Here is a 24,004-nt window from a genome sequence, read left to right as displayed (position 1 = left end):
ACCGCAATGACACGCCCCATCCCCGCCACCCACACCCAGCTCGACCAGCTGCTGACCGGACTCGTGGAGCGGGTCGCCGACGTGAACCAGGCCGTGGTGCTCTCCGAGGACGGCCTGGTGGTCAGCAAGTCCACCGGTTTCCTGCGCGACGACGCCGAGCGGCTCGCGGCGACCGCGTCCGGCCTGATGAGCCTCAGCAAGGGCGTCAGCATGGACTTCCGCGGCGGCCCCGTGCGCCAGGCGCTCATCGAGATGGCCAACAGCTACCTGATCCTCACCTCCGCGGGTCCGGGCGCGCACCTGGTCGTGCTGACCGGTCCGGGCGCGGACGTCGGAGTGGTGGCGTACCAGATGAACATGCTCGTGAAGAAGATCGGCGAGCACCTCAGCGCGGCACCGCGGGGCGTGGCCGGACCCGTCGTCGACCCCGGCGTGTGAGGTGGGCGGAGGCGACACGGCGGGCAGGCTCGTACGGCCGTTCGCCCTGACCGGGGGGCGGACGCGGCCGAGCCGCTCCGACTTCACGCTCATCGCGACGGTCACCGCGGTCGATCCGCCCCCGGCCAACGCGGCCCGGCCGCAGCCCGAGCACACCCGCATCCTGCGGATGTGCGCCGAGCCGGTCGCCGTGGCGGAGCTGGCGGCCCGGCTCGACCTCCCGGTGAGCGTGGTCGCCATCCTGCTCTGCGATCTGCTGGAGGCGGGCCGGATCACCGTCCGCCCCCCGCGCCCCGTCTCCCGTACCACTCCGGACCTGGACCTGCTGCAGAAAGTGAGGGACGGCCTTGGCCGGCTCTGACCTTGCCACCGACGCGTCCTCGGCACCCGACACGGTCAAGATCCTCATCGCCGGGGGCTTCGGCGTGGGCAAGACCACCATGGTCGGGTCGGTCAGCGAGATCGTCCCGCTGCGCACCGAGGAACCCCTGACCATGGCCGGTCTGGGCGTCGACGACCTCGACGGCATCGAGCAGAAGCGGGCCACGACCGTGGCCCTGGACTTCGGCCGCATCACCATCAGCCGGGACCTGGTGCTGTACCTGTTCGGTACGCCGGGACAGCAGCGCTTCTGGTTCATGTGGAACGACCTGGCCCTCGGCGCGCTGGGTGCCGTGGTGCTGGTGGACGTGCGCAGACCCGAGTCGAGCTTCGCCGCGATCGACTTCTTCGAACGCCGGGGCATCCCGTTCGTCGTGGGCGTCAACGGCTTCCACGGCGAACACCCGTATCCCGCCGAGGACATCCGGGAGGCGCTCGCGGTGCCGGAGCACGTGCAGGTGCTGCTGTGCGACGCGCGGGACCGGGAGTCGTCCCGGGACGTGCTGATCGCGCTGATCGACCAGCTGATCGCGTCGGCGGTGCGGGCCTGACCCGACGGGCTCGGCGAACAGGCCCGCACGGGTACGGTTCAGCGGCTCGCCGCCGTTTGGGCCACGGCGCGTAGGGCAGTGGCCGGCCGGTGAAGGCGTCCAGGACGACGCGGTCGCCGACCGGCCGGTCCAGTTCCACCGTCACCCTCTTCCCGCGCACCTCGGTGGTGCAGGGGCCGTCGTCGACGCCCGTCACGGCCGCGGCCAGCACGACGCTGCCGTCCGTCTCGTACGCCGTCACGACGGGGCCGTCGTCGCAGGAGCCGTGGTGGGCCACCACGGCGACGGACCGGCTGTCACTGGCGAGGCCCGTCAGGCCGCCGAGCGGCACCAGCACGCTCGCCGGTACGTCCCGCCGCAGCGGCTGGACCGGCGGCGCGGGCGGCCGGGTCGGGCGCACCGCGGCGTGGGCGAGGGGCCGGTCGTAGCCCTCCACGGTGAACAGCCAGGCGGGGACGGCCGCCGGGCCTCGGCTGGTGTCGAGGGTCATCTCGCCCAGCCGCGCGCCGGTCACGGTCAGGCGCCGCCCCGGGCTGTCGGCGCGGTCCAGGGCCCGGTAGGCGTCCTCGGCGTCCATGAGCGGCGCGGTGAGCGAGCCCCCGCCGCGCCACGTCACCCGGCCCGTCCCGCCCGGGGCCGCGGGCAGCTTCCCGCGCAGGTCGAAGTTGCCGATCTCGTAGGCGCGCCGGTCGGCGTCGTCATGGAGGCGGCCGGTTCCGGGCGGCCGGACGACCGGCGCCATGGGGTGGTAGCCCTCGCGCCACCGCGCGGCCGCCGGGGAGCCGTCCCAGGCGTCGGCGACCTGCCGGGCGCGCTCGGCCGCACGCGGGGCCGGGCGGTCCGTCGAGCGGGGGGCGGGTTCGGTGCCGCGGGTGTCCGCCGGGCCGCACCCCGCGGCGGCGCCGGCCGCCCCGGTGACGGACAGGGCGAGGACGAGGAGGAGGCGGGCGGTGCGGGCCGTGTCGGTGCGCATGACGCTCCCAGGGATCGGCGGTGACCGGGGACGGTTTCCGTCCCTGTGACGTCCCGCCCCCGGGCCGCGTTCGGTCCCGCCGGGCGCCGGCCGCAGCCGTTACCGCATCGTGACGGGTCGCCGGCTCAGGCCAGACCCGCCGACTTCAGCCACGCCTGCGCGACGTCCAGCGGGTCCTTCTTCTCCAGCTGCACCTGCGCGTCGAGCTCCAGCAGCGTCTTCGTGTCCAGTTCGGCGGAGACGGCGTCGAGCGCCTCGGCGCCCTCCTCCGGCAGGCCGCTCCTGTGGACCAGGGGGGTCACGTTGGCGAATCCGAAGAGGTTCTCCGGGTCCTTCAGGACGACGAACCCCTCCTTCACGATGGTCGGGTCCGTGGTGAAGACGTCCGCCGCCTGGACCGTGTCGCGGGTCAGTGCCGCCTGGGTCAGCGGGCCGCCCGCGTCGAGGGCCTTGAAGGACTTGAACTCCAGTCCGTACACGGACTTCAGGCCCTTCAGGCCCTGGTGCCGGGTCTGGAACTCGGGAGAGCCGCCGATCACCAGGTCCGGCGCGGCCTCCTTGAGGTCGGCGAGAGTCGAGGAGGACGTCAGGCCGTACTTCTCGGCGGTCCGGGCGTTGACGGTGACCGAGTCCTTGTTCTCGGCGGGCGAGGACCGGAGCAATGTCAGCTCCTTGTCCAGCTTGGCCTTGACCGCCTCGTTCACCGCCTCGGCGGACTTCTGCTCGGCCTTCGGGTCCAGGTAGGCGAGCAGGGAGCCGTTGTACTCCGGCAGCACGGTGACGGAGCCGTTCCTCATCAGGCCGTAGGTGGTCTCGCGGCTGCCGATGTTGTGCTTGTACGTCACCTCGATGCCCTTGGCCTTGAGCGCCTCGCCGTAGATGTCGGCGAGCAGGGTGCTCTCGGCGAAGTTGTTGGAGCCGACGACCACGGTGCCCGCCTTCGCCTTCTCGCCCGCCAGGGGATCGTCGGAGGTGTCGCCGGACGAACAGCCCGCGAGCAGCGCCGCGGCGGCGGTGAACGCGACGGCCGCCGCGCCGGTGTGCCTCGTCCTGGACCAGCTGCTCTTCGCGGTAGAAGTCATCCACTGATCCAATCCAGCCGCTTTGTGATCAGTCAAGGGACGCATTATTACGGTTTCTGACGGATCGTCATCGGCTCACCGTCCGCGCACGCCCGGTGACACGGCCAGGCGGCCCACCGCCCAGAACACCGCGAGCGTGACGAGCGCCAGGGCGGCCACGAGCGTGGCGCCGCCGACGACCTTCTCGTAGTCGCGCTGGTAGAGGCCGTCGACGATGTAGCGGCCGAGTCCGCCGAGGCTCACGTACGCGGCGATGGTCGCGGTGGAGACGATCTGGATGGCCGCCGAGCGCAGACCGCTGAGGATCAGCGGCAGGGCGACGGGCAGTTCGACCCGCAGGAGGATCCGCGACTCGCGCATGCCCATGCCGCGCGCGGCGTCCACCGGGGACGGGTCGACGGAGCGGACCGCCTCGTAGGTGGTCACGAGGATCGGCGGGACGGCGAGCACGACCAGCGGGATCATCACCGGCAGCAGGCCGAATCCCATCACGACGACGATGAGCACCAGCAGGCCGAAACTGGGCAGGGCGCGCGCGGCGGTGGCGATGAGGGCGAGGGCGTTGCCGCCCCGCCCGGTGTGCCCGGTCAGCAGCCCGACCGGCAGGCCGATGGCGGCGGCGAGGGCCAGCGCCAGCAGGGAGTACTGGACGTGTTCCAGCAGGCGCTGCGGGATGCCGTCGTAGCCGTGCCAGTGGGCGCCGTCGCCGAAGAAGGCCTGGACGAAGTTCAGTACGTTCACCGGATCACGTCCTCGGGCACGGGCCGTGGCCGCGGGGCCGTCCTCGGGCGCGCGCCGCTCGGCATCCAGGGAGTCAGCCCGACGCGGAGCAGGACCAGCAGGGCGTCGCAGACGATGGCCAGGACGGCCGTGGTGAGCACGGAGTTCAGCGCCAGTTCGGGCCGGTCGTACTTCTGCGCGGCGGCGAGCAGGTTGCCGAGCGCGCCCTGGTTGCCGATCAGGGCGCCGACGCTGACCAGGGAGATGCTGGAGACGGTGGCGACCCGCAGCCCGGCGACGATGGCGGGCACGGCGATCGGCAACTGCACCTGGAGGTAACGGCGTACGGGCCCGAGGCCCATGGCGGTGGCGGCGGCGAGGGTCTCCCGCGGCACGGAGCGCACACCGTCGACGATGGCCGGGACGAGCACCACCAGGCTGTACACGGCCAGCGGGATCATCACGGTCAGCTCGGTCTGGCCGGTGTAGTCGATGAGGACGACGAAGAAGGCCAGCGAGGGCACGGCGTAGAGGACGGTGGTGACGCCGAGCACCGGCGGGTACAGCCAGCGGAAGCGGACGCACAGCTGGGCCAGCGGCAGGGCGAGCAGCAGTCCGGCCAGCACCGGCAGCAGGGCCTCGCGCAGGTGCAGTCCGATCAGGCCGGGCCAGCTGTGCTGGAGGTCGCTGGGGATGTCGAAGAAGCGGTCGAGGTTCACGAGGCGACCTTGGCCTCGTCGCCCCGGTCGGCGGCGTGGGCGCCGCGGATGGCCTCGCCGATGGCCGCCTGCGCGACCACTCCGGTCACCCGCCCGGTGTCGTCGACGGCGACGGCGTGACCGGCCGGGGAGAGCACGGCGCTGTCGAGCGCGGCCCGCAGCGAGTCGGTGCCCGGCACGAACGGCCGCCCGTGCGGGAGGAGTTCGGCGGGCGTGATGGCGCCGGCCGTCAGGGCGCGCGGCTCGGCCCAGCCGAGGGGGCGGCCGTCGGCGTCGGTCACCAGCAGCCAGGGGGCGTCGGCGGCGGCGATCCGCTCGGCGGTGGCGTCGAGCGGGATCACCGGGCCGGTCGTCAGCGGGAGTCCGGCGGAGGGGAAGAACGACAGCCGCCGGATGCCGCGGTCGGCGCCCAGGAAGTCCTCGACGAAGGCGTCGGCGGGTCCGGCCAGCAGCTCCGCGGGCGGGGCGTACTGGGCGAGCCGGCCGCCCTCGCGCAGCACGGCGACCATGGTGCCGAGCTTGATGGCCTCGTCGATGTCGTGGGTGACGAAGACGATGGTCTTGCCCAGCTCGTCCTGGAGGCGCAGCAGTTCGTCCTGGAGCCCTTTGCGGACCACCGGGTCGACCGCCGAGAACGGCTCGTCCATGAGCAGCACGGGCGGGTCGGCGGCGAGCGCCCGGGCCACGCCGACGCGCTGCTGCTGGCCACCGGAGAGCTGGTACGGGTACCGCCCGGCGAGGGCGGCGTCGAGGCCCACCCGCTCCATCAGTTCGGCGGCCCGGGCGCGGGCCTTCCGCTTGCCCCAGCCGAGCATGCGGGGCACCGTCGCGATGTTGTCGACGATGGTGCGGTGCTGGAAGAGGCCGGCGTTCTGGATGACGTAACCCATCGACCTGCGCAGGGCGGTGACGGGCCGGCGCTGGATGTCCTCGCCGTCGAGCAGGATCGTTCCCTCAGTGGGTTCGACCATCCTGTTGATCATCCGCAGGGTGGTCGTCTTGCCGCAGCCCGACGGTCCGACCAGGACGGTGATCGAGCGGTCGGGTATCTCCAGCGAGAGCCGGTCGACCGCCACCGTGCCGTCCGGGTACCGCTTGGTGACTGCTTCCATCCGTATCAAGACGCCGGGGCCCTTCGGGTTGGCGGCAACTTCTGGCCGTGGTCGTGCGGGCTGTCGCCGGTCGAGTCTAGAGGGCCCCGGTCAACGGCCCGCGGACTCGGTGCCGTCGAGCGGCAGGGACACGGTGAACACCGTCGCTCCGGGTGTGCTGTCCAGCTCGATCCGGCCACCGTGGGCCCGGACCAGGGACCGGGCCACCGCCAGGCCGAGTCCGCTGCCGCCGCGGTCCCGGCTGCGGGCCTTGTCGACGCGGTAGAAGCGGTCGAAGACCCGGGCCCGGTCCTCGGGCGGGATGCCGGGACCGGTGTCGGCGACCCGCACCTCGGCGGTCCCGGGCGTGACGCGCACCGCCACCGAGACCTTCGTCCCGGCGGGGGTGTGCACGGCGGCGTTGGTGAGGAGGTTGTCGACGACCTGGCGGATGCGCAGCGGGTCCATGCGCAGCCGCACCGGGCCGGGGCCCGCGAGCACGGTCAGCGGATGGCCGGGGTGGCCCGCCCGGAAGGCGTCGGCGGCCTGGCCCACCAGCTCCGCCAGGTCGGCGTCCTGCGGCCGCAGCGGCGTCTCCACCTCGGCCGCGTCGAGCCGCGCGAGCAGCAGCAGGTCGTCCAGGAGCACACCCATCCGGGCCGCCTCGGCGCGCAGCCTGGCCAGGTGCCGGTCGCGTTCGGCGGGGGCGTTGGCGGCGGCGTACTGGAAGAGGTCGGCGTAGCCGCGTACCGACATCAGCGGGGTGCGCAGTTCGTGCGAGGCGTCGGCGACGAACCGGCGCAGGCGCTGCTCGGCCTCGGCGCGCACGGCCAGGGAGTCGTCGATGTGCTCCAGCATCGTGTTGAAGGCGGTCCGCAGCTCGTCCACCTCGGGTCCGCCGTCCCGGCCGTCGGCGCGCAGCGGCAGCCTCGCCGCCGACTCGGTCAGGTCGTGCGAGGCGATGCCGTGGGCGGTGCTCGCCATGTCGCTGAGCGGCTTCAGACCCCGGCGCAGCATCCGCCGGCCGAAGACGACCAGGGCGAGCAGCGCCAGCGCGAAGGTGACGACCTGGATGGTGATGAGCTGCCCCACGGTGTCCTGGATCTCGTCCATGGGAGCGGCACTGACCAGGACCACCCCGGGCTCGACCTCGCAGGCGCGCAGCCGGTAGGTGCCCGTGCCCTTCAGGTGCTCGGTGCGCAGCAGCTCCTCGTGCGCGGTGGACTGCGCCGAGGCCAGCGCGGTGAAGTCGTCGACGTCCTTCGGCAGGTCGGCCGGGTCCTCGGGCCGGCGCAGCTCGGGCCTGCCCTCCCGCACGTCGTACACGGCGTAGAACCAGCTGTAGTACTTCTTGCCCGAGAGGGTGCCGTAGTCGGCGATGCTCTTGGACTGGGCGAGCTGGGCCTGGGCGAGCTGGGTGTCGAGCTGGGCGGACAGGTAGTCGCGCATGTAGGTGGTCAGGGCGGTGCCGACCACGGCGAACACCACCAGCGACAGGGCGCCGAGGCCCAGGGCCAGCCGGGTGCCCAGCCGCATCCTGCGGTAGGCCCCTCGCAACCGGGCGGTCACTCGGCGGCCTGCCGCAGCACGTACCCGAAGCCGCGCACGGTGTGGATCAGCTCCGGGGCGCCCTCGCCGGCCTCGTCGAGCTTGCGGCGCAGCCTGCTGACGACCAGCTCGACGACGTTGGAGCGGCCGCCGAAACCGTACTCCCACACGTGGTCGAGGATCTGCGCCTTGGTGAGCACGGTCGGCGACTTGCGCATGAGGTAGCGCAGCACCTCGTACTCGGTCGGGGTCAGCGACAGCAGCCGCTCGCCGCGCCGCACCTCGCGGGTGTCCTCGTCCATGGTGAGATCGCCGACCCGGAGCACCGACCGCTGGAAGGACGGGCCCGCGCTGCGCCGCAGCACGGTGCGCAGCCGCGCCATCAGCTCCTCCACGGCGAACGGCTTGACCAGGTAGTCGTCGCCGCCCCGGGTGAGGCCGGCGACCCGGTCGGCCACGCCGTCGCGCGCGGTGAGGAACACCACCGGCACCATCGTGCCGGAGGCGCGCAGCCGGTCCAGGACGCCGAAGCCGTCCACGCCGGGCAGCATCAGGTCGAGCACCACGATGTCCGGGTGGAACTCGGCGGCCCGCCGCAGCGCGTCCTCGCCCGTGTACGCGGTGACCGCCTCCCAGCCCTCGTAGCGGGCGACGGTCGCGACGAGGTCGGCGATGGGCGGGTCGTCGTCGACGACGAGAAGTCGTACTTTCTCCACGCCCTCATAGTGCTGCACGCGTCCCGCGCCGCCCCAGCCGCCCGCGCTCCCGTGGCGGGATCGATAAAAACTTGAAAGTTGAGCGACAGCTTCCCGACAGCTCCCTGGCGCCAAGCTCGTATCCCAGGATCCGATCAAGGAGCTGCCGACCGTGACGACCCTCCGACAACCTCCCGTGGCGACCCGCCCCGGTGTACGGCCGAACGTGGTGGGCCGCGCCGGCCTGTACGCGGTCCTGCTCGCCAACGCGGCCGTGGTGGCCGTCTTCTTCGTCCAGGCCGGTTTCGCCTCCAACGCGCTGATCGTGCTGGGCCGGCTGGCCGGGCTGTACGCGGCGCTGCTGATGGCGTTCCAGCTGCTGCTGGTGGCACGGCTGCCGTGGTTCGACCGGCGGATCGGCATGGACCGGCTGACGTCCTGGCACCGCTGGACGGGCTTCTCGGTGCTGTGGCTGCTGCTGGCGCACGCCGTGTTCGTCGTCCTCGGCTACGCCCAGGCCTCCGCCCTGGACCCGGTGAACCAGCTGGTGGACCTCGCGGAGACGGTGGAGGGCGTCCTGCGGGCGATCGTCGCGCTGGCGATCCTCCTCGTGGTCGGGGCCGTCTCGGCCCGGGCCGCCCGGCGGCGGCTGGCCTACGAGACCTGGCACTTCGTCCACCTGTACACCTACGTGGCGGTGGTGCTGGCGTTCACCCACCAGGTCGCGGCCGGCACGACGTTCGCCTCGTCACCGGCCGCCGAGGCGTACTGGTACGCCGTGTGGGGCGCGGCCCTCGCCTCGGTGTTCGCGGGCCGGCTGGCGCTGCCGCTGTGGCGGAACCTGCGCCACCGGCTCCGGGTGACGGCCGTCGTCCCCGAGAACGACGACGTGGTCTCGGTCTACGTCACCGGCCGCGACCTGGACCGGCTGCCGGCGCGGGCCGGGCAGTTCTTCCTGTGGCGGTTCCTGACGAAGGACCGCTGGTGGCAGGCGAACCCGTTCTCGCTGTCCGCCGCGCCCGACGGCCGCACCCTGCGGCTGACCGTCAAGCGCGCGGGCGACGGCAGCGCGGCCCTGCGGCACCTGAAGCCCGGCACCCGCGTCTTCGCCGAGGGCCCCTACGGCGCCTTCACCGCCCTGCACCGCACCCGGCCCGACGCCGTGCTCATCGCGGGCGGCGTCGGCGTCACGCCCATCCGCGCCCTGCTGGAGGAACTGCCCGGCCACGCGGTCGTGATCTACCGGGTCGCCACCGACCGGGACGCCGTCCTCCACGACGAACTGCGCGACCTCGCGCTCGCCCGGGGCGCCGAACTGCACGTGGTCACGGGACCGCCGGTGCCCGACCGGCTGGCGCCCGGGGAGCTGGCGCGGCTGGTGCCGGACCTCACCGAGCGGGACGTCTACCTGTGCGGCCCGCCTCCGATGATGAACGCCGTGCTGGGCAGCCTGCGCGAGCTCGGCGTGCCCAAGGCGCAGATCCACTTCGAACGCTTCAGCCTGGCCGGCTGACGAGGAGACTGTCGTGAAGCGAGCCATACCCGTCCTCGTCCTGAGCGTCGCGGGCCTGATCCCCGTCTGGCGCTACGCGCCCTCGCCGGACACCGGGTCCACGGGCACGCGGGCCGCGGCGCCCGCGTCCACGCCCTCGGTCTCGTCCTCCGCGGGGACCGGCGGCACGACCTCCACGGTCGTGTCCGGGCCCACGGTCGACACCGAGAAGGGACCGGTGCAGGTCGAGGTCACCTTCGAGGGGGACACGATCTCCTCGGTGCGGATGCTGCGACAGCCCGACCACCCGCAGACCACCGCCGCCGTGCCGCGGCTGATCGAGGAGACCCTGCGGGCGCAGAGCGCCGACGTCGACACGGTCTCCGGCGCCACGGTCACCAGCGACGGCTACCGCGAGTCGCTCCAGGCCGCCCTCGACGCGAAGGGCTGAGGGATGCGGCGCGTCGAACACGTCATGGGGTTCCCGGTCTCGGTGCGGATCGACGACGAGGACTTCCCGCGTGCGCCGGTGGACGACCTCTTCGCGTGGCTGCGGGAGGTCGACGCCCGGTTCAGCCCGTTCCGCCCGGACAGCGAGGTGTCGCGGCTGGACCGGGGCGAGCTGGCCGGGCCCGGCCCGGACCTGCGGGAGGTCCTGGACCTGTGCGAGGAGTACCGGGTGGCGGCCGGGGGCGCGTTCGACGTGCGGCTGCCCGGCCGGGGGCTGGACCCCTGCGCCGTGGTGAAGGGCTGGTCGGTGCAGCGGGCGGCGGAGCGGCTGGCGGCCGCCGGGGCGCGGCGCTTCTGCCTGAACGCGGGCGGTGACGTGGTCGCCGCCGGCGGCCCCTGGCGCGTCGGGGTCCGCCACCCGGAGCACGCCGGCCGGCTGTGCGCGGTCCTGGAGCTGACGGACCGCGCCGTCGCCACGTCCGCCCGCTACGAACGCGGCGACCACATCCTCGACGCCCGCACGGGCCGCCCGGCGACCGGTCTGCTCAGCGTGACGGTGGTGGCCCCGACCCTCACCGAGGCGGACGCGGTGGCCACGGCGGCCTTCGCCCTGGGTCCGCGGGGCGTCTCCTGGGCGGCGTCCCGGCGCGACTGCGAGGTGTTCGCGGTGGACGCGGCCGCAAGGGTCCTGCGCACCGGGGGGTGGCCACTGGCGGGGACCGGGACTCAGTTGCCGGGCATGGCCTCCAGAAAAGCGGCCGGCGGCACGAAGAACAGGCTGCCGGTGACGGCCCGGGAGTAGTCCAGCAGCGGGTCGGGCCCCGCGCCCGGTCCGCCCAGGAACATCTTGCGCAGCATCGTCTCGGGTATCTCCGGCGTGCGCGCGTAGGCCACGAAGTACGTGCGAACTCCCCGTGCCCGGGCCGGCCGAACGGCATGGCCGAGCGCAGTATCCTCCGCTCCGCGCCGTCCGGCCCGAGGACGGTGTTGACGTCCTTGTGGGAGCCGGGCGCGTCGAGTTCGAGGTTGGTCAGCTTGGTGCGGCCGATGATCTTCTCCTGGGCCTCGACGGCGAGGGCGTCCCAGGCCTCCACGTCGTGCAGGTACTTCTGCACGAGCGCGTAGGCACCGCCCCGGAAGCCGGGGTCCTCGTCCCCGACGAGCGCCGCGTCGGCGGCGGCCCGGCCGACCGGGTTCTCGGTGCCGTCGACGAACCCGAGGAGGTTGCGCGAGTCGAAGTAGGAGAACGCCTGCGTCTCGTCGCGCACGGTGACCGCGCCGCGCAGCCGCCGCACGAGCTCGGCGGCGAGGGCGAAGCACAGGTCGGTGCGGGCGGCCCTGATGTGGAGGAACAGGTCGCCCGGGGTGGCCGGGGCGTGGTGCCGGGGCCCGGCCAGTTCGCGGAACGGGTGCAGCTCGGCGGGCCGCGGAGCGCCGAACACCCGGCCCCAGGCCCGCGATCCGACCCCGGCGACGCACCCCAGCCCGCCGTCGGGGCTGGGGAAGCCGACGGAGCGCACCAGGCCCGCGAGCGAGCCCAGCGCCGCCCGCACGGCGGCTTCCCCGCCGGGCTCGATGGTGGCGACCAGGAACACCGCGACCGAGGCCGGCGGGTTCAGCAACGGCTGCGGCAGCGTCTCTTCCGAGGGCAGCGGTGACGTCATGGCTTCCCATCCCTTCGCCGGCCGGCACGGCCCGCCCGCTCCCCCTCCGGGGCGGCGCGGCCCACGCCCCTGACACGATGCCCAGCCGACGGGCGGGCGGAACTCCCTTGACATCGGCGGCGGTTGCTAGCCGGACACCTCCCGCAGCACCTTGACGTCCCAGGGCCTGAGCGGCACGGCGCCGGTGTGCACCGCGTCCGTCAGCACGTCCCGCAGGGCCGCGGGGACCGGCACGGACACCTCCTGCCACGACCAGTTGTGCACGAAGCGCAGCCGGCGGCCGTCCCGCGCGGTGGCGGAGGTGGCCGTGACGCCCGGGTGGGCGGGGCGCCAGGCGTGCTCGGGGGCGTACCGCTCGAACAGGGCGCGGGCGAAGGCGGGGTCGGGGACGGTGCCGACGCAGGTGACGCGCCCGGCCCCGTGGCGGTGGGTGGTGGCGGCCGGCCAGCGGCCGAAGTGCGGGTGCCGGTAGGCCGCCAGAATCTCGGCGCCCTCGGGCCGCAGCCCGTCCGCCCAGTGCAGGGCGCACGCCTCCGGCGGCAGGGGGAGCGCGTCCGTGCCGGTGACGGGCAGCGGGTCGCGCAGGTTGCTGAACTCGTCGTACGTCACCCCGGCCGCCGCCGCCAGCCGGGCGGGCTGGAGGTCAGTGCGGGCCCGGGCCTCGGTGTCGCCGTAACCGGTGCGCGGGCCGAGGACGAGGTGGCCGCCGGTCTCCGCCCAGGCGCGCAGGAAGTCGAGGACGGTGTCGTCGGCGGCGTAGTAGGCGGGCACCACCAGGACGGACGGCAGGTGCGCCGCGGCCAGCTGCCCGGGGTGCAGCACCCGCGCCTGCAGGCCGGCGTCGAAGGCCCCGCGGTAGAAGGCGTCGAAGATCCTCTCGTACGACCGCCCGTCCGGGCCTCCGCCGGCGTCGGCCAGCGGCGGTTGCCCCTGGAGCGCCCACTTGCTGGGCCCGTCGTACAGGAACGCCACGTCCGCGTCCGGGGTGAGCCCCGCCACCAGCTCCCCGGCCCGCTCCAGTTCCTCGCCCAGGGCCGCCAGCTCGCGGTAGACACGGCCGGGGCGCCCGCTGTGCGGCAGGATGCCGCCCCAGTACGTCTCGGCGCCGAAGTGCAGGGTGTGCCAGTGCCAGTACTCGATCATCGCGGCGCCCCGGGAGACCAGCGCCCAGGCGGCCTGCCGCCACTGCCCGTCGTAGGCCGGCCGGTTGTCCCAGGGGCCGCCGATGGCCTGGGCGTTGGTCTCGGTGACCAGGAACGGCTCCTGGCGGGAGGAGTACATGCGGTCGGCGCTGCGGTACAGCGCCCAGGTGCCGCGGGTCGTCCAGTCCTGCCCGTCGGTGGTGCGGTCGGGCAGGGCGAGGGCGTCCTGCATCGTGTAGTACGGGTTGCCCGCGGTCACGTCGAGGTGCTCGGTGAGCCGGTCGTCCTCGACGCCCTGGCGGTCGTAGGAGATGCAGGTCGTGACGAACTGGCCGGGGCGGGCGTACTCGCGCACGATCTCCGCCTGCCAGGCGATGAACTCGGTGACCTGCCGGGCCTGGAAGCGCCGCCAGGCCAGGTCGTACTGCGGCTGGGCGTTGCCGTCGGGGGTCCACAGGTCGGCCCAGGTGGACAGCCGGTGCGACCAGTAGACCAGGCCCCACTCCCGGTTGAGGGTCTCCACGTCGCCGTACCGCTCGCGCAGCGCGTCGGTGAAGCGCTGGAAGACGCCGTGGTTGTGGAACAGGTGCAGCCCGGGCTCGTTGTCGACCTGGTGGCCGATGACCGCGGGGTGGCCCGCGTACCGCTCGGTGATCCGGCGGATGATCCGCTCGGCGTGGAAGCGGAACGCCGGGTGCGTGAAGTCGGCCTCCTGCCGCGCGCCCCAGCCGATGCGCCGACCGGTGCGGCTCTCCCCCGTGATCTCCGGGTACAGGCGGGCGAGCCAGGGCGGCACCGCGTAGGTCGGCGTCCCGAGGATCACACAGATGCCCCGCTCGTGGGCGCCGTCCAGGACCGGCTGGAGCCAGTCGAGGTCGAAGCGGCCGTTGTCGGGTTCCCAGGTGGACCAGACGGACTCGCCGACCCGTATGACGGTGAAGCGGGCCTCGGCCATCAGGTCGAGGTCGTCGTCGAGGCGCTCGTACGGCTGGTACTCGTGGTAGTAGGCGGCACCGAACAGGACACGCGGGGGCAGCTCGGACATGGTTCTCCTCGTCATGAGGTGAGGGGACGTCAGCCCTTGACCGCGCCCGTGGACAGGCCTTCGAGGAGCTGCTTGCGCAGCAGCACGAAGAGGGCGACGGCGGGCAGGACGGCGAGGACCGCTCCGGCGAGCACGAGGTCGTACTGCCGTTGCTCGGAGACGAACAGGGTCTGCAGGCCCAGCGGCAGGGTGTACTGGGAGCTGTCGGAGACCAGCACCAGCGGCCACAGGAAGCTGTTGTAGCTCTGCAGGAACTGCCAGACGGCCAGCGCGCCCAGCGCAGGACGCAGCAGGGGCAGCACGATGGTGCGGAAGACGCCGAACTCGCTGGCCCCGTCGATCCGGGCGGCCTCCAGCACCGAGTCCGGGATGGACTGCACGATGTACTGCTGCATCATGAAGATCCCGAACGCGGGCGCCACCCACGGCACGATCAGCGCGAACCAGGGGCTGCCGAGCCCGGTCTTCACCAGGATCACGAACAGCGGCACGAGGATCACCGCGAACGGTATCGACAGCGAGCCGAACATCACGCCGAACAGCAGCCGCCTGCCGGCGAAGCGGAACTTGGCGAAGCCGTAGCCGGCGAGCGCGCAGACGAGGACGGACACGCCGGTGGCGACGAGGGCGACGACCGTGCTCATCAGGAACCAGCGGCCGAAGGGCTGCTCGGTGAGCAGGATGCGGTAGTTGTCCAGGGTGAAGGGGTCCGGGACGAGCTCGGGCGGGTGGCCGAAGATGTCGCCGCGCGGTTTGAACGAACCGCTCAGCGCCCAGACCAGCGGGGCGAGGAAGCCGGTGAACAGCAGGACCAGGAAGGCGTACAGGGGCAGCCGGGCGCGGGTCATCAGGCGGCCCCGCCGATCCCGAGGAGCCGGTTGAGGAACCGGCTGAGGCCGAAGACCAGCACGAACAGGACGACGGCCGCGGCGGCCGCGTAGCCGAACTGCTGGCGCTGGAAGGCGGCCCGGTAGATGAACATGGTCACCGAGAGGGTGGACTCGGCCGGTCCGCCGCCGGTCAGCAGATACGGCTCCTCGAAGATCTGCGCCGCGCCGATGAAGGAGGTGACCACGACGAACGCGGTCACCGGCTTCAGCGCCGGCAGCGTGACGGTGGCGAAGGTGCGCAGCCGCCCGGCCCCGTCGAGCGCGGCGGCCTCGTACAGCTCCCGGGGCACGTTCTGCAGCCCGGCGAGGAAGAAGACGGTCAGGTAGCCCGTCCACCGCCACAGCATGACCAGGGCGATGCTCGCCTTCGCCAGGTCCGGATCGCCCAGCCAGTCCACGCCGCCGGTGCCGAACAGGGCCCGCAGCACCGCGTTCGCCAGGCCGAACTGCCGGTCGAAGACCAGCCCGAAGACCAGGGCGACGAGGATCGGGGAGACCACGACCGGCACGAAGAAGGCGGTGCGCCACAGGTCGCGCACCCGCAGGCCACGGGTGTTCAGCGCCTGCGCGATCAGCAGCGCGAGCGGCACGACGAGGCAGACCGCGACCAGCACGAACACGGCGGTGTTGCCGAGGGCCCGGTGGAAGCTGACGTCGGTGGCGAGGAGCCGGTAGTTGCGCAGCCCCACCCAGTGCGGCGGCCCGAGCCCGACCCACTCGGTGAGGCTCAGCCACAGCGAGACACCGACGGGCACCAGCAGGAACAGGACGTAGAGGAGGTAGAAGGGCGAGATGAAGAGGTAGGGCGCCCAGGCCCGCTCGGGGCGGCGGGACCGCTCCGCCGCGCCGGCGCGCTCGCGGGTGGACGGATTCGGTCCGGCTACAACGGTGGTCATGATGAGGGGCCTCCTGGACGGCGCCCCGGGAGGGGCGCGGGGAACTGCGCGACCGGCCACGGCGCGGCCGCGGTCGTGGAACGGCACACCACCGCGGCGCCTAACGCCCGGCCTGGTCGCGGAAGTCGGCCACGGTCCGCCGCAGCGCCTGCCGCGGTGACAGGTCCCCGTGGTAGGCCCGCAGCAGGTTCCCGCCGAGCACGTCGTAGAGGATCGACTGGTCGGGGTGCTGGTGGAACGCCGGCACGTGAGGCAGCAGCGAGCGGTACAGCCCGAACAGCCGCTGCCCGCCGCAGAACTCGTCCTCGTACGCCCCGAGCCGCGGGTCGTCGTACACCGACCGCCGCGTCGGCAGGTACCCGGTCTCGGTGAACCGCCGCACCTGCCCGTCGTGCGTGAGCCAGGTGCGGAAGAGGAACTCCGCGGCCGCCCGGGTGTTGGGCTTGTCCTTGACCACGCCGAAGCCCGTGCCGCCCAGCGCGGCGGTCAGCCCGCCGCCCCCGGCGAACCGGGGCAGGGCGCGCACCCGCCACATGCCCTTCTGCTCGGGCACGTTGGTGGCCAGGCCGTAGTTCTTGTACCAGATGGCCATGGGCAGTCCGATGACCCGTCCCCGCTTCAGTGCGGTCTGCACGCCGGCCCCGTAGTAGTCGGAGACCTCGACGGCGAACCCGCTGCGCAGCCCCCGGCACAGGAAGGTCAGCACCTCCTCGGCCTCCGGCGAGTCCAGGAGCAGGTCGCCGCCCGCGTCGAAGAAGGCTCCCCCGCGCTGGTAGAGCAGCATCTGGAACGACTGCACGACCTGGCCGGGATCGCTGCCCGCGGTGGAGACGACGCACAGGGAGGCCCCGTGGTCACGGTGCGCGCGGGCGCCCGCCTCGGCCAGCTCCTCCCAGGTGGCCGCGGAGTCCGGCAGGCCGTACTGCTCGAAGAGGTCCTGCCGGTAGAAGTAGACGACCATCGGCGTGTCCGAGTCGAAGGCGTACACGCGGCCGTCCCTGCTGAAGGGGGCGGTGCGGGCGGGCAGCAGGTCCTCCTTCAGCCCGGGCACGGCCTCGATGCCGGGCGTGAAGTCGTGCAGCAGGCGTTCGGCGATGTCGCCGCGCAGCATCCGCGGGAAGCTGCCGATCTCGAAGCCGACGAGGTCGGGCGTGCCGCGCCCGGCGACGGCCTGGGCGAGCAGCTTGGTGACGACGTCGGGGGCGCCGGCGCGGGTGACCTCCAGGCGGTAGCGGAAGTCCCCGGCCCGGTCGGCCTCGGGAACGCCCTCGCGGAAGAACGCCTCGTAGCCCGGGTCGTGGGTCCACAGGGCGAGGGTGACGTCGCCGGAGGTGCGGGGCGTGGTGCCGTCCGTGCCGCAGGCGGCGAGTGCGGCGGCCGGAGCGAGGCCGAGGGCACCGCGCAGCAGGGCGCGGCGGGAGGGAGCGGGTAGGGGTGGGGGGAGGGGTGGGGCTGCGGGCGGGTACACACGTGACTCCTCACGTGGTGCGGCTACTGGGGGCGGGCGGGTCCCGGGTCGCGTACCGGCCCGGTGGAGGCGCGGACGGTCAGCTCGACGGCCCGGTCGGCCCATCCGGCCGGGATGGCGCGGCCCTCGATCAGGGCGGTCAGTACGTCGGCGGCGCGGTCGGCGACGGCGGCGAAGTCCTGCCGGACGGTGGTCAGCGGCGGGGAGAGGTAGGCGGCGGCGGGTATGTCGTCGTAGCCGACGACGCTCACGTCACCGGGGACGGCGCGGCCCGCGTCGGCGAACGCGCGCAGGGCGCCGATGGCCATGTCGTCGTTGGCGGCGAACACGGCCGTGACGTCGGACAGCCGGGCGAGCCGGCGTCCGGCGGCGTATCCGGAGGCCGGGGTCCAGTCGCCGGGTGCGGGCAGGGGCGGCTCGGGCGCGCCCGCTGCGGCGAGGGCCTCGCGCCATCCGCGCAGGCGGTCGCGGGCGGCCCACCAGTCCTGCGGGCCGGGCAGGTGCCAGACGGTGCGGTGGCCCAGGGCGAGCAGGTGCTCGGTGGCGAGCCGGGCGGCCGCGACGCCGTCGGCGCCGACCACGGCGCCGGTGCCCGGCGGCGGTTCGACCCCCTCGCCGAGGCTGATGACCGGCACGTCGGCGGTGAGCCGCAGCGGCGTGCCGTCGTCGACGGGTTCGGACAGCATGATCCCGTCCACGCCCTGCTCCAGCAGCGCCTCGACGGCGGCCGAGACGCTCTGCCCCTCCGGGGTGGTGGCCAGGGCGACGGAGTACCCGGCGCGCCGCATGGCCCGCTCCAGGGCGACGAGCAGGTTGGACGGGCCGTAGAGCGCGCTGCCCAGGAAGACCACGCCGATGCGCCGGTAGCGGCCCAGCAGCAGGGCGCGGGCGGCGGTGTTGGGCCGGTAGTCCAGGTCGCGGATGGCCCGCAGCACGCGGTCACGCACCTCGGCGCTGACGTGCGGCTCGCCGTTGACGACCCGGGAGACGGTCTTCTGCGACACCCCGGCGGCCCGTGCGACCTCGGTCATGCCGGGACCGCGCCGACGGCGCCCGCCGTCGGCGGCTGCGGGTCTCGGCATGGGCGCTCCCCGTGGACGGCGCGGACGCGGACTACGCGGTCATGCTGGGGCGCGGCTCGGCAAGGGCTTTCCTGACTACGTAGTCAGGCCAGTGTGGGAGCCGGTGCGGCCGACGTCAACACGACGGGCCGCACCGCCGTGCGGATACCGCGGCCGCGGTATCCGCCGGGCGCCGCTCAGCCCTCGTCGGGCGTCAGCCGCAGCGCGATGCTGTTGATGCAGTACCGCTGGTCCGTGGGCGTGGGGTAGCCCTCGCCCTCGAAGACGTGCCCGAGGTGCGAGCCGCAGCGCGCGCACCGCACCTCGGTCCGCACCATGCCGTGCGAACGGTCCTGGATCAGCTCCACCGCGTCGGAGTCCTTCGGGTCGAAGAAGGACGGCCAGCCGCAGTGCGACTCGAACTTGGTGCCCGAGGTGAACAGCTCCGCCCCGCAGGCACGGCAGGAGTACACGCCCTGCGTCTTGGTGTTGGTGTACTCACCGGTGAAGGCGGGCTCGGTGGCCGCCTGGCGCAGCACGGCGTACTCGCCCGGGCTCAGCTCCGCGCGCCACTGCTCGTCCGGCTTCTCGACGTCGTACGGCATGAGCCTCCAGCCCCTCAGTTCGACAGACGGTCCAGGATCCGCGGGCCGAGGTCGGTGACGTCGCCCGCTCCCATGGTGAGAACGAGATCACCGGGCTTCGCCATTCCCGCGACGACCGAGGGGACGTCCGCCGGGTCGTGCACGGGCGTCACGTCGGCGCCCGCGGCCCGGGCCGCCTCGATGATCAGCTCGCTGGTCACGCCGGGGATCGGGTCCTCCCGGGCCGGGTAGATGTCCAGGACCACGGAGGCGTCGGCGAGGGTCAGCGACTGCCCCATCTCCTTGCCGAGCTCCTGCGTCCGCGAGAACAGGTGCGGCTGGAAGACGACCAGGATGCGCGCCTCGCCCGCGGCCGAGCGCATCGCCTCCAGGTCGGCGGACATCTCGGTGGGGTGGTGGGCGTAGGAGTCGATGACCTGGACACCGGCCGCCTCGCCCTTGAGCTGCAGCCGCCGCTTGACCCCGGTGTACGCCGCGAGCGCCGGGGCCAGGTCGGCCGCGGGGACACCGAGCGCCACGCCCGCCGCGAGCGCGGCGACCGCGTTGTGCGCGTAGTGGCGGCCGGGCACGGAGACCGTGAAGGTCAGCTCCCGCCCCTCCAGGACGACGGTCACCTCGCTCCTGAGCCCCTGCGGCACGACCGACAGCACGCGCACCGCGGCGTCCTCGGACTCGCCGTAGGTCACCACCCGCACGCCGCGTCCGGCGATCCGCCGGGTCAGCTCGCGCGCGCCCTCGTGGTCGGCGGAGATCACCAGCGTGCCGCCCTCGGTGATCCGGTCCACGAACGTCTCGAACGACGCGTAGATCTCGTCCATCGACGCGTAGTTGGCGTGGTGGTCGAGCTCGACGTTGAGCACGATCGCGACCTCGGGGGCGTACTTGTGGAAGCTGCGGTCCGACTCGTCGGCCTCGGCGACGAAGATCTCGCCCTCGCCGTGCAGCGCGTTGGAACCGGGCGCGTCCAGGTCGCCGCCGATGGCGTAGGAGGGCTTCAGGCCCAGCTCGCCCAGGGACACGGCCAGCATCGAGGTGGTGGTCGTCTTGCCGTGCGTGCCGGCGACCGCGATCGGGCGCAGGCCGTCCATCAGGGCGGCGAGCGCGTCGGAGCGGTGCACGACGGGGATGCCCAGCTCGGCCGCGCGGGCCAGCTCGGGGTTGTCCTGCCGGATCGCCGACGACACGACCACGCAGCTGGCGTCGTCGGCCAGGTGCTCGGCCGCATGCCCGATGTGCACGGTCGCCCCCAGCGCCCGCAGCGCCTCGGCCGTGGCGGACTCCTTGGCGTCGCTGCCCGCGACGGCGGCCCCGCGCTGGGCGAGGATCTTCGCGATCCCCGACATCCCGGCCCCACCGATCCCGATGAAGTGCGGTCGGTCCATGGCGGTGGGAAGGCCGGGTGCCATGCGTGTCTCCCTGTGCGTGTGCGGAACGTTCAGCGGCACAGCCTATGCCGAACGGTGCTCCGGTGCCGCCACCGCCGGCGGCTACGCCTTGCTGTGCGAGAACAGCTTCAGCACCGGCACCCCGACCTTGTGCCGGGCACGCGAGGCCCAGTCCCGGTGGAAGAACTCCTCCACGTAGTGGGGGTCGGTCAGCACGATGACCTCGTCGGCCCCGACCTCCTCCACCAGGGACTTCAGCGCGTCCAGCGGATGGTCCTCGATCAGCCGCCCCTCCGCCGCGCTGCCCGAGGCCCGCAACGCCGCGAGGGACACCTCCAGGGCCCGCTGCCCCACGCTCAGGGCCTCCTCGCCCTCCGGGGTCTCCCCCTCCCGCACGGCCTCGTCGAGTTCACCGAGTGCGACGTCGTCGATGGCCCGCAGCAACCGGTCCGCCTGCTCACCCCGTGGCTGCAGCAGCACATGGAAGGAGACCTCCTCCTCCCCGTGCAAGGTCGTGACGAACTCCACGTCGGCGGACGTCAGGGCCTTCTCGATCATCAAAACGCTAGTGAACACCAGGCGCCCCTTCTGCTCCGGGGGCCGTGGGCCCCACTCCTCCGTGGGCCGTACCGGGCCCTGCGGAAACCATCCTGCCCGTGTACGCACGGGTATTGCCGGATCCAGTGTGCCCTCCGTACGCCGGGCGGAACGGCATATGCCGCCGATGGACGGTCCGGGGAGGCCACCGCCCCCCTCTTCCGCTCGCACCGGCCGGCCGGATGCACCGGCCGCCGCCCCCTTGTACCCCGAGTCCCGCTGTTCAGTACGTCAGGACCGCCCGTAGCGCGTGAACAGGAAGCCGTCCTCCTCCAGCAGCGACAGCAGCGAGAAGCGGTGCGGGACGGTGACGGCGGGGCCCCCCGCGATGCGCTGCGCGTCGCCGGCCGTGAGCATCGGGGAGACGGTCAGGCACAGCTCGTCCAGGACGCCGGCCGCCACCATCTGCCCCAGCAGCCGGGGCCCGCCCTCGGTCAGCAGGCGCGTGTGGCCGAGTCCGGCGAGGGCCGCCACGGCACGGGCGGGGTCCACGCCCATGCCGTCCCCGGCGGTCACCACCCGTGCTCCGGCCGCCTGGGCGGCGGCGACGCGGTCGGGGGCGGCCGCGGCTCCCGTGAGGATCAGGGTGGGCACCGGCGGCGCGGTGAACAGCGGCAGTGAGAAGTCGAGGTCCAGGCTGGCCGTGACCACGACGATCGCGGGCGCGGGCGCCTGTCCGGCCGCCTCCCGCAGCGCCGCGAACTCGGCCCGCGCCCGGGCCGGGCGATAGCCCTCCCGCCGGACGGTCTCGGCCCCGACGACCACGACGTCGGCCAGCGCCCGCAGGGTGCCGAAGATCCGCATGTCGGCCGCGCTGGAGATGGGCTGCGAGCGTCCGTCGTGCTGGGCGGCGCCGTCCAGTGTGGACACCATGTTGGCCCGCAGGTACGGCACCGGTCCCCCGGAGCCCGGCTCGGGGTAGGCGTACGCGGCGGCCAGCTCGGCCAGGCCCCACTCCCGCCCGCCGCCCTCGCGGGACGAGCCGTCGGGGGCCGGAGCTGCTGTTTCATCGGTCACAGGGAACAGGCGTCGCATGCCGTGCAGTGTTCCACGCGCCGTAGCATGGTGAACCGTGTCCTCTTCCCCCGCCCCTTCCGGAACCGGCCCCGTGACCGACCCGGCCCCGCTGTCGCTGTGCGCCCGTGAGCCGCACGTGCCGGCGGACCGCCTGGTCGCCGAGATGGTGCCGCCGCCGCGGTTCGACTCCGTCCGGTTCAGCACGTACATACCGGACCCGAACCAGCCCAGCCAGACCGAGGCCGTCCGGGCCCTGGAGGGCTTCGCGGCCGGCCTGGGCGGGGACGGGGACTCGGGCAGGCGGCGGCTGTTCGGATTCGGCAGGGCGGCGAAGAAGGCCCCCGCCGGCCCGCGCGGCGTCTACCTGGACGGCGGCTACGGCGTCGGCAAGACGCACCTGCTGGCCTCCCTGTGGCACGCCACCCCGGCCGAGCCCGCACTCAAGGCGTTCGGCACGTTCGTGGAGCTGACCAACCTGGTCGGCGCCCTGGGGTTCCAGCAGACGGTGCAGACCCTGTCCGGCCACCGCCTGCTGTGCATCGACGAGTTCGAGCTCGACGACCCCGGCGACACCGTCCTGGTCTCCACGCTGCTCGGCAAGCTCGTCGACGCGGGCGTCGCCCTCGCCGCCACCTCCAACACGCTGCCCGGCAAGCTCGGCGAGGGCCGGTTCGCCGCGGCCGACTTCCTGCGCGAGATCCAGGGCCTGTCGGCCCACTTCCGCGCCCTGCGCATCGACGGTGAGGACTACCGCCACCGCGGCCTGCCCGAGGCGCCGCCGCCGTACTCCGACGCACAGGTGACCGCGACGGCGCACGCCACCGAGGGCGCCTCGCTCGACGCGTTCTCGCCCCTCCTGGAGCACCTGGCCCGGGTCCACCCCAGCCGGTACGGGGCTCTCACGGACGGGATCAAGGCGGTGTGCCTGACCGGCGTGCGGCCCGTTCCGGACCAGTCGACCGCCCTGCGGCTGGTCGTCCTCGCGGACCGGCTCTACGACCGCGAGGTGCCGGTGATGGCCTCCGGCATGCCGTTCGACCAGCTGTTCAGCGACGAGATGCTCAACGGCGGCTACCGCAAGAAGTACTTCCGGGCCATCTCCCGGCTCACCGCGCTGGCCCGTGACGCGGCCGCTCTGCCGACCGGCCGGTAAGCCGGTTCCCACTATCGCGTCAACTGCCGTGGATCAAGAGGCGGTTCCAGCCAGCGCACCCACGGTTTTCAGGCTCTCTTCAGTTTGAAACGTTAAGTTAACCCTGCAAACGGCCTTGCAGGGTTAACGTGTTTCTTGACCGGCCGTTGACCAACTGTTGGTCCGTACTAGACGTGTCGAACATCCGAAGGGGGGCGCATGCGCCGAGGTACGACGGCACGGATCGTGGTGCCGCTCCTCGCCGCCGCCCTGTTCGCCCTTCAGTTCTTCGCACCGACGGCATCGTTCGCAACCGCGCACACGCCGAGTCAGGTCGAGGCCAAGGCTCAGCCCGGAACCAACCCCTCCGGCACGGCCTCGCGTCCCGGGACCACCTTCTCCGGCCAGGCGCTGCGCGACGAGATCGTCAGCCGCCGCGCCGGGCATCACGGGGACCCGACCGGTCCCCTGCGCACCCGCGACCGGTCCCACGCCGCCCCCTGCGCGTCCCCGGCGTCCGGCCGGCCGCCGTCGAGGCACATCCAGCCGACGGCGGACGAACCGGTCGCACCCGGCCCCGCGCACCGGCACACGTCGAGATCCTCGGCGTCGCACACGCCGGCGGCACTGCAGGTCTTCCGCTGCTGAGCAGCAGAGCAGTACCCCCCACCTCTCTGTCATGCCCGTCCGACGCGCCCCCACTGCGCGCCAGGAGGAGTCACCACACTCATGCAACCCCTCATCGACAACGCCCGCATGTTCGGACAGCGCCCTGAGGAGTTCGCCCGCCTCGCCGAGGGCCAGTCCCCCGACGTCCTGTTCATCACCTGCTCCGACTCCAGGGTCGTACCGGCCCTGATCACGGGTGCCCGTCCCGGTGAGCTCTTCGAGCTGCGCACCGCGGGCAACGTGGTTCCGCCCCACACCTCCGCCACCCCCACCGGCGAGGCGGCCACCATCGA

At 73.3% G+C, this 24,004-nt stretch carries 24 protein-coding genes and 1 pseudogene; 9 read left to right on the top strand and 16 right to left on the bottom strand.

Annotation, left to right across the window (positions count from 1 at the left end; all coding sequences use genetic code 11):
- Positions 1-6: 6 nt before the first annotated feature.
- The 3 genes from AC07DA_RS35200 to AC07DA_RS35190 are packed head-to-tail and all read left to right on the top strand — an operon-like array spanning position 7 to position 1,370.
- A complete protein-coding gene (locus AC07DA_RS35200) occupies positions 7-438 on the top strand; it encodes a roadblock/LC7 domain-containing protein (RefSeq protein WP_010034179.1) in 432 nt (143 codons plus the stop codon).
- Position 439: 1 nt separating this feature from the next.
- The gene (locus AC07DA_RS35195) at positions 440-799 is read left to right on the top strand and encodes a DUF742 domain-containing protein (protein WP_479132318.1); all 360 of its coding nucleotides are present in this window, start codon (positions 440-442) and stop codon (positions 797-799) included.
- Positions 786-1,370 (top strand): GTP-binding protein, encoded by a 585-nt coding sequence (locus AC07DA_RS35190; RefSeq protein WP_479132316.1) that lies wholly within the window; start codon positions 786-788, stop codon positions 1,368-1,370. The genes AC07DA_RS35195 and AC07DA_RS35190 overlap by 14 nt, the downstream gene beginning before the upstream one ends.
- Positions 1,371-2,468: 1,098 nt before the next feature.
- On the opposite strand, the gene AC07DA_RS35185 is transcribed toward AC07DA_RS35190, so the two are convergent.
- The 6 genes from AC07DA_RS35185 to AC07DA_RS35160 form a co-directional block, all read right to left on the bottom strand.
- Positions 2,469-3,425, bottom strand: a complete 957-nt coding sequence (locus tag AC07DA_RS35185) for an ABC transporter substrate-binding protein (RefSeq protein WP_479132315.1) — start codon at positions 3,423-3,425, stop codon at positions 2,469-2,471.
- A gap of 75 nt (positions 3,426-3,500) precedes the next feature.
- The gene (locus AC07DA_RS35180; protein ID WP_479132313.1) at positions 3,501-4,166 is read right to left on the bottom strand and encodes an ABC transporter permease; all 666 of its coding nucleotides are present in this window, start codon (positions 4,164-4,166) and stop codon (positions 3,501-3,503) included.
- A complete protein-coding gene (locus AC07DA_RS35175; RefSeq protein ID WP_479132311.1) occupies positions 4,163-4,864 on the bottom strand; it encodes an ABC transporter permease in 702 nt (233 codons plus the stop codon). The genes AC07DA_RS35180 and AC07DA_RS35175 overlap by 4 nt, the downstream gene beginning before the upstream one ends.
- A complete protein-coding gene (locus tag AC07DA_RS35170) occupies positions 4,861-5,985 on the bottom strand; it encodes an ABC transporter ATP-binding protein (protein WP_479132309.1) in 1,125 nt (374 codons plus the stop codon). Before AC07DA_RS35170 ends, AC07DA_RS35175 begins: the two co-directional genes overlap by 4 nt.
- Positions 5,986-6,066: 81 nt before the next feature.
- Positions 6,067-7,524, bottom strand: coding sequence for a sensor histidine kinase (locus AC07DA_RS35165; protein WP_479132308.1), 1,458 nt, complete (start codon positions 7,522-7,524; stop codon positions 6,067-6,069).
- Positions 7,521-8,219: a response regulator transcription factor gene (locus tag AC07DA_RS35160; protein ID WP_479132307.1), complete on the bottom strand. Its 699-nt coding sequence runs from the start codon at positions 8,217-8,219 to the stop codon at positions 7,521-7,523. Before AC07DA_RS35160 ends, AC07DA_RS35165 begins: the two co-directional genes overlap by 4 nt.
- Before the next feature lie 205 nt (positions 8,220-8,424).
- Here AC07DA_RS35160 and AC07DA_RS35155 point away from each other — a divergent pair, with 205 nt between their 5' ends.
- Genes AC07DA_RS35155 through AC07DA_RS35145 form a run of 3 tightly spaced genes read left to right on the top strand, consistent with a single transcriptional unit; the run spans position 8,425 to position 10,942 of the window.
- Complete coding sequence (locus AC07DA_RS35155) at positions 8,425-9,711, top strand: ferredoxin reductase family protein (protein ID WP_479132338.1); 1,287 nt, start codon at positions 8,425-8,427, stop codon at positions 9,709-9,711.
- 13 nt (positions 9,712-9,724) lie between these two features.
- Entirely contained in the window at positions 9,725-10,141 is a 417-nt protein-coding gene (locus AC07DA_RS35150) for an FMN-binding protein (RefSeq protein WP_479132306.1), read from the top strand.
- Positions 10,142-10,144: 3 nt separating this feature from the next.
- Entirely contained in the window at positions 10,145-10,942 is a 798-nt protein-coding gene (locus AC07DA_RS35145) for an FAD:protein FMN transferase (protein WP_479132305.1), read from the top strand.
- On the opposite strand, the pseudogene AC07DA_RS35140 reads toward AC07DA_RS35145, so the two are convergent.
- From AC07DA_RS35140 to AC07DA_RS35095, 10 genes and pseudogenes are all read right to left on the bottom strand, one after another.
- Positions 10,867-11,804, bottom strand: a pseudogene (locus AC07DA_RS35140) (Dyp-type peroxidase). The gene AC07DA_RS35145 and the pseudogene AC07DA_RS35140 sit on opposite strands and share 76 nt — an antisense overlap.
- A gap of 126 nt (positions 11,805-11,930) precedes the next feature.
- Complete coding sequence (locus AC07DA_RS35135; protein WP_479132303.1) at positions 11,931-13,991, bottom strand: beta-galactosidase; 2,061 nt, start codon at positions 13,989-13,991, stop codon at positions 11,931-11,933.
- A 29-nt stretch (positions 13,992-14,020) separates the two neighbouring features.
- Positions 14,021-14,839, bottom strand: a complete 819-nt coding sequence (locus AC07DA_RS35130; RefSeq protein ID WP_479132302.1) for a carbohydrate ABC transporter permease — start codon at positions 14,837-14,839, stop codon at positions 14,021-14,023.
- Positions 14,839-15,777 (bottom strand): carbohydrate ABC transporter permease, encoded by a 939-nt coding sequence (locus AC07DA_RS35125; RefSeq protein WP_479132301.1) that lies wholly within the window; start codon positions 15,775-15,777, stop codon positions 14,839-14,841. The genes AC07DA_RS35130 and AC07DA_RS35125 overlap by 1 nt, the downstream gene beginning before the upstream one ends.
- Positions 15,778-15,877: 100 nt before the next feature.
- A complete protein-coding gene (locus AC07DA_RS35120) occupies positions 15,878-17,245 on the bottom strand; it encodes an ABC transporter substrate-binding protein (RefSeq protein ID WP_479132299.1) in 1,368 nt (455 codons plus the stop codon).
- 23 nt (positions 17,246-17,268) lie between these two features.
- Positions 17,269-18,327 carry a LacI family DNA-binding transcriptional regulator gene (locus AC07DA_RS35115; RefSeq protein ID WP_479132298.1) on the bottom strand — a complete coding sequence of 353 codons (1,059 nt, stop codon included), beginning with the start codon at positions 18,325-18,327 and terminating at the stop codon, positions 17,269-17,271.
- A 176-nt stretch (positions 18,328-18,503) separates the two neighbouring features.
- Positions 18,504-18,911 (bottom strand): peptide-methionine (R)-S-oxide reductase MsrB, encoded by a 408-nt coding sequence (gene msrB / locus AC07DA_RS35110; protein WP_479132297.1) that lies wholly within the window; start codon positions 18,909-18,911, stop codon positions 18,504-18,506.
- Between the two features lie 14 nt (positions 18,912-18,925).
- Complete coding sequence (gene murC, locus AC07DA_RS35105; RefSeq protein ID WP_479132296.1) at positions 18,926-20,317, bottom strand: UDP-N-acetylmuramate--L-alanine ligase; 1,392 nt, start codon at positions 20,315-20,317, stop codon at positions 18,926-18,928.
- Between the two features lie 81 nt (positions 20,318-20,398).
- The gene (locus tag AC07DA_RS35100; protein ID WP_479132295.1) at positions 20,399-20,872 is read right to left on the bottom strand and encodes an indole-3-glycerol phosphate synthase; all 474 of its coding nucleotides are present in this window, start codon (positions 20,870-20,872) and stop codon (positions 20,399-20,401) included.
- A 252-nt stretch (positions 20,873-21,124) separates the two neighbouring features.
- On the bottom strand, positions 21,125-21,928 hold the full coding sequence (locus AC07DA_RS35095) for a pyrimidine reductase family protein (RefSeq protein WP_479132294.1): 804 nt from the start codon (positions 21,926-21,928) through the stop codon (positions 21,125-21,127).
- A gap of 37 nt (positions 21,929-21,965) precedes the next feature.
- On the opposite strand from AC07DA_RS35095, the gene zapE reads away from it, so the two are divergent.
- The 3 genes from zapE to AC07DA_RS35080 form a co-directional block, all read left to right on the top strand.
- Positions 21,966-23,063 carry a cell division protein ZapE gene (gene zapE / locus AC07DA_RS35090; protein ID WP_479132293.1) on the top strand — a complete coding sequence of 366 codons (1,098 nt, stop codon included), beginning with the start codon at positions 21,966-21,968 and terminating at the stop codon, positions 23,061-23,063.
- Between the two features lie 198 nt (positions 23,064-23,261).
- Complete coding sequence (locus tag AC07DA_RS35085; protein ID WP_479132292.1) at positions 23,262-23,690, top strand: hypothetical protein; 429 nt, start codon at positions 23,262-23,264, stop codon at positions 23,688-23,690.
- Positions 23,691-23,771: 81 nt separating this feature from the next.
- Positions 23,772-24,004, top strand: a 233-nt coding sequence (locus AC07DA_RS35080) for a carbonic anhydrase (protein WP_479132291.1), incomplete at its 3' end; no start/stop codon positions are given.

Source organism: Streptomyces sp. NPDC044921, assembly GCF_056432865.1.
This window is presented reverse-complemented; position numbering and strand designations above follow the sequence as displayed.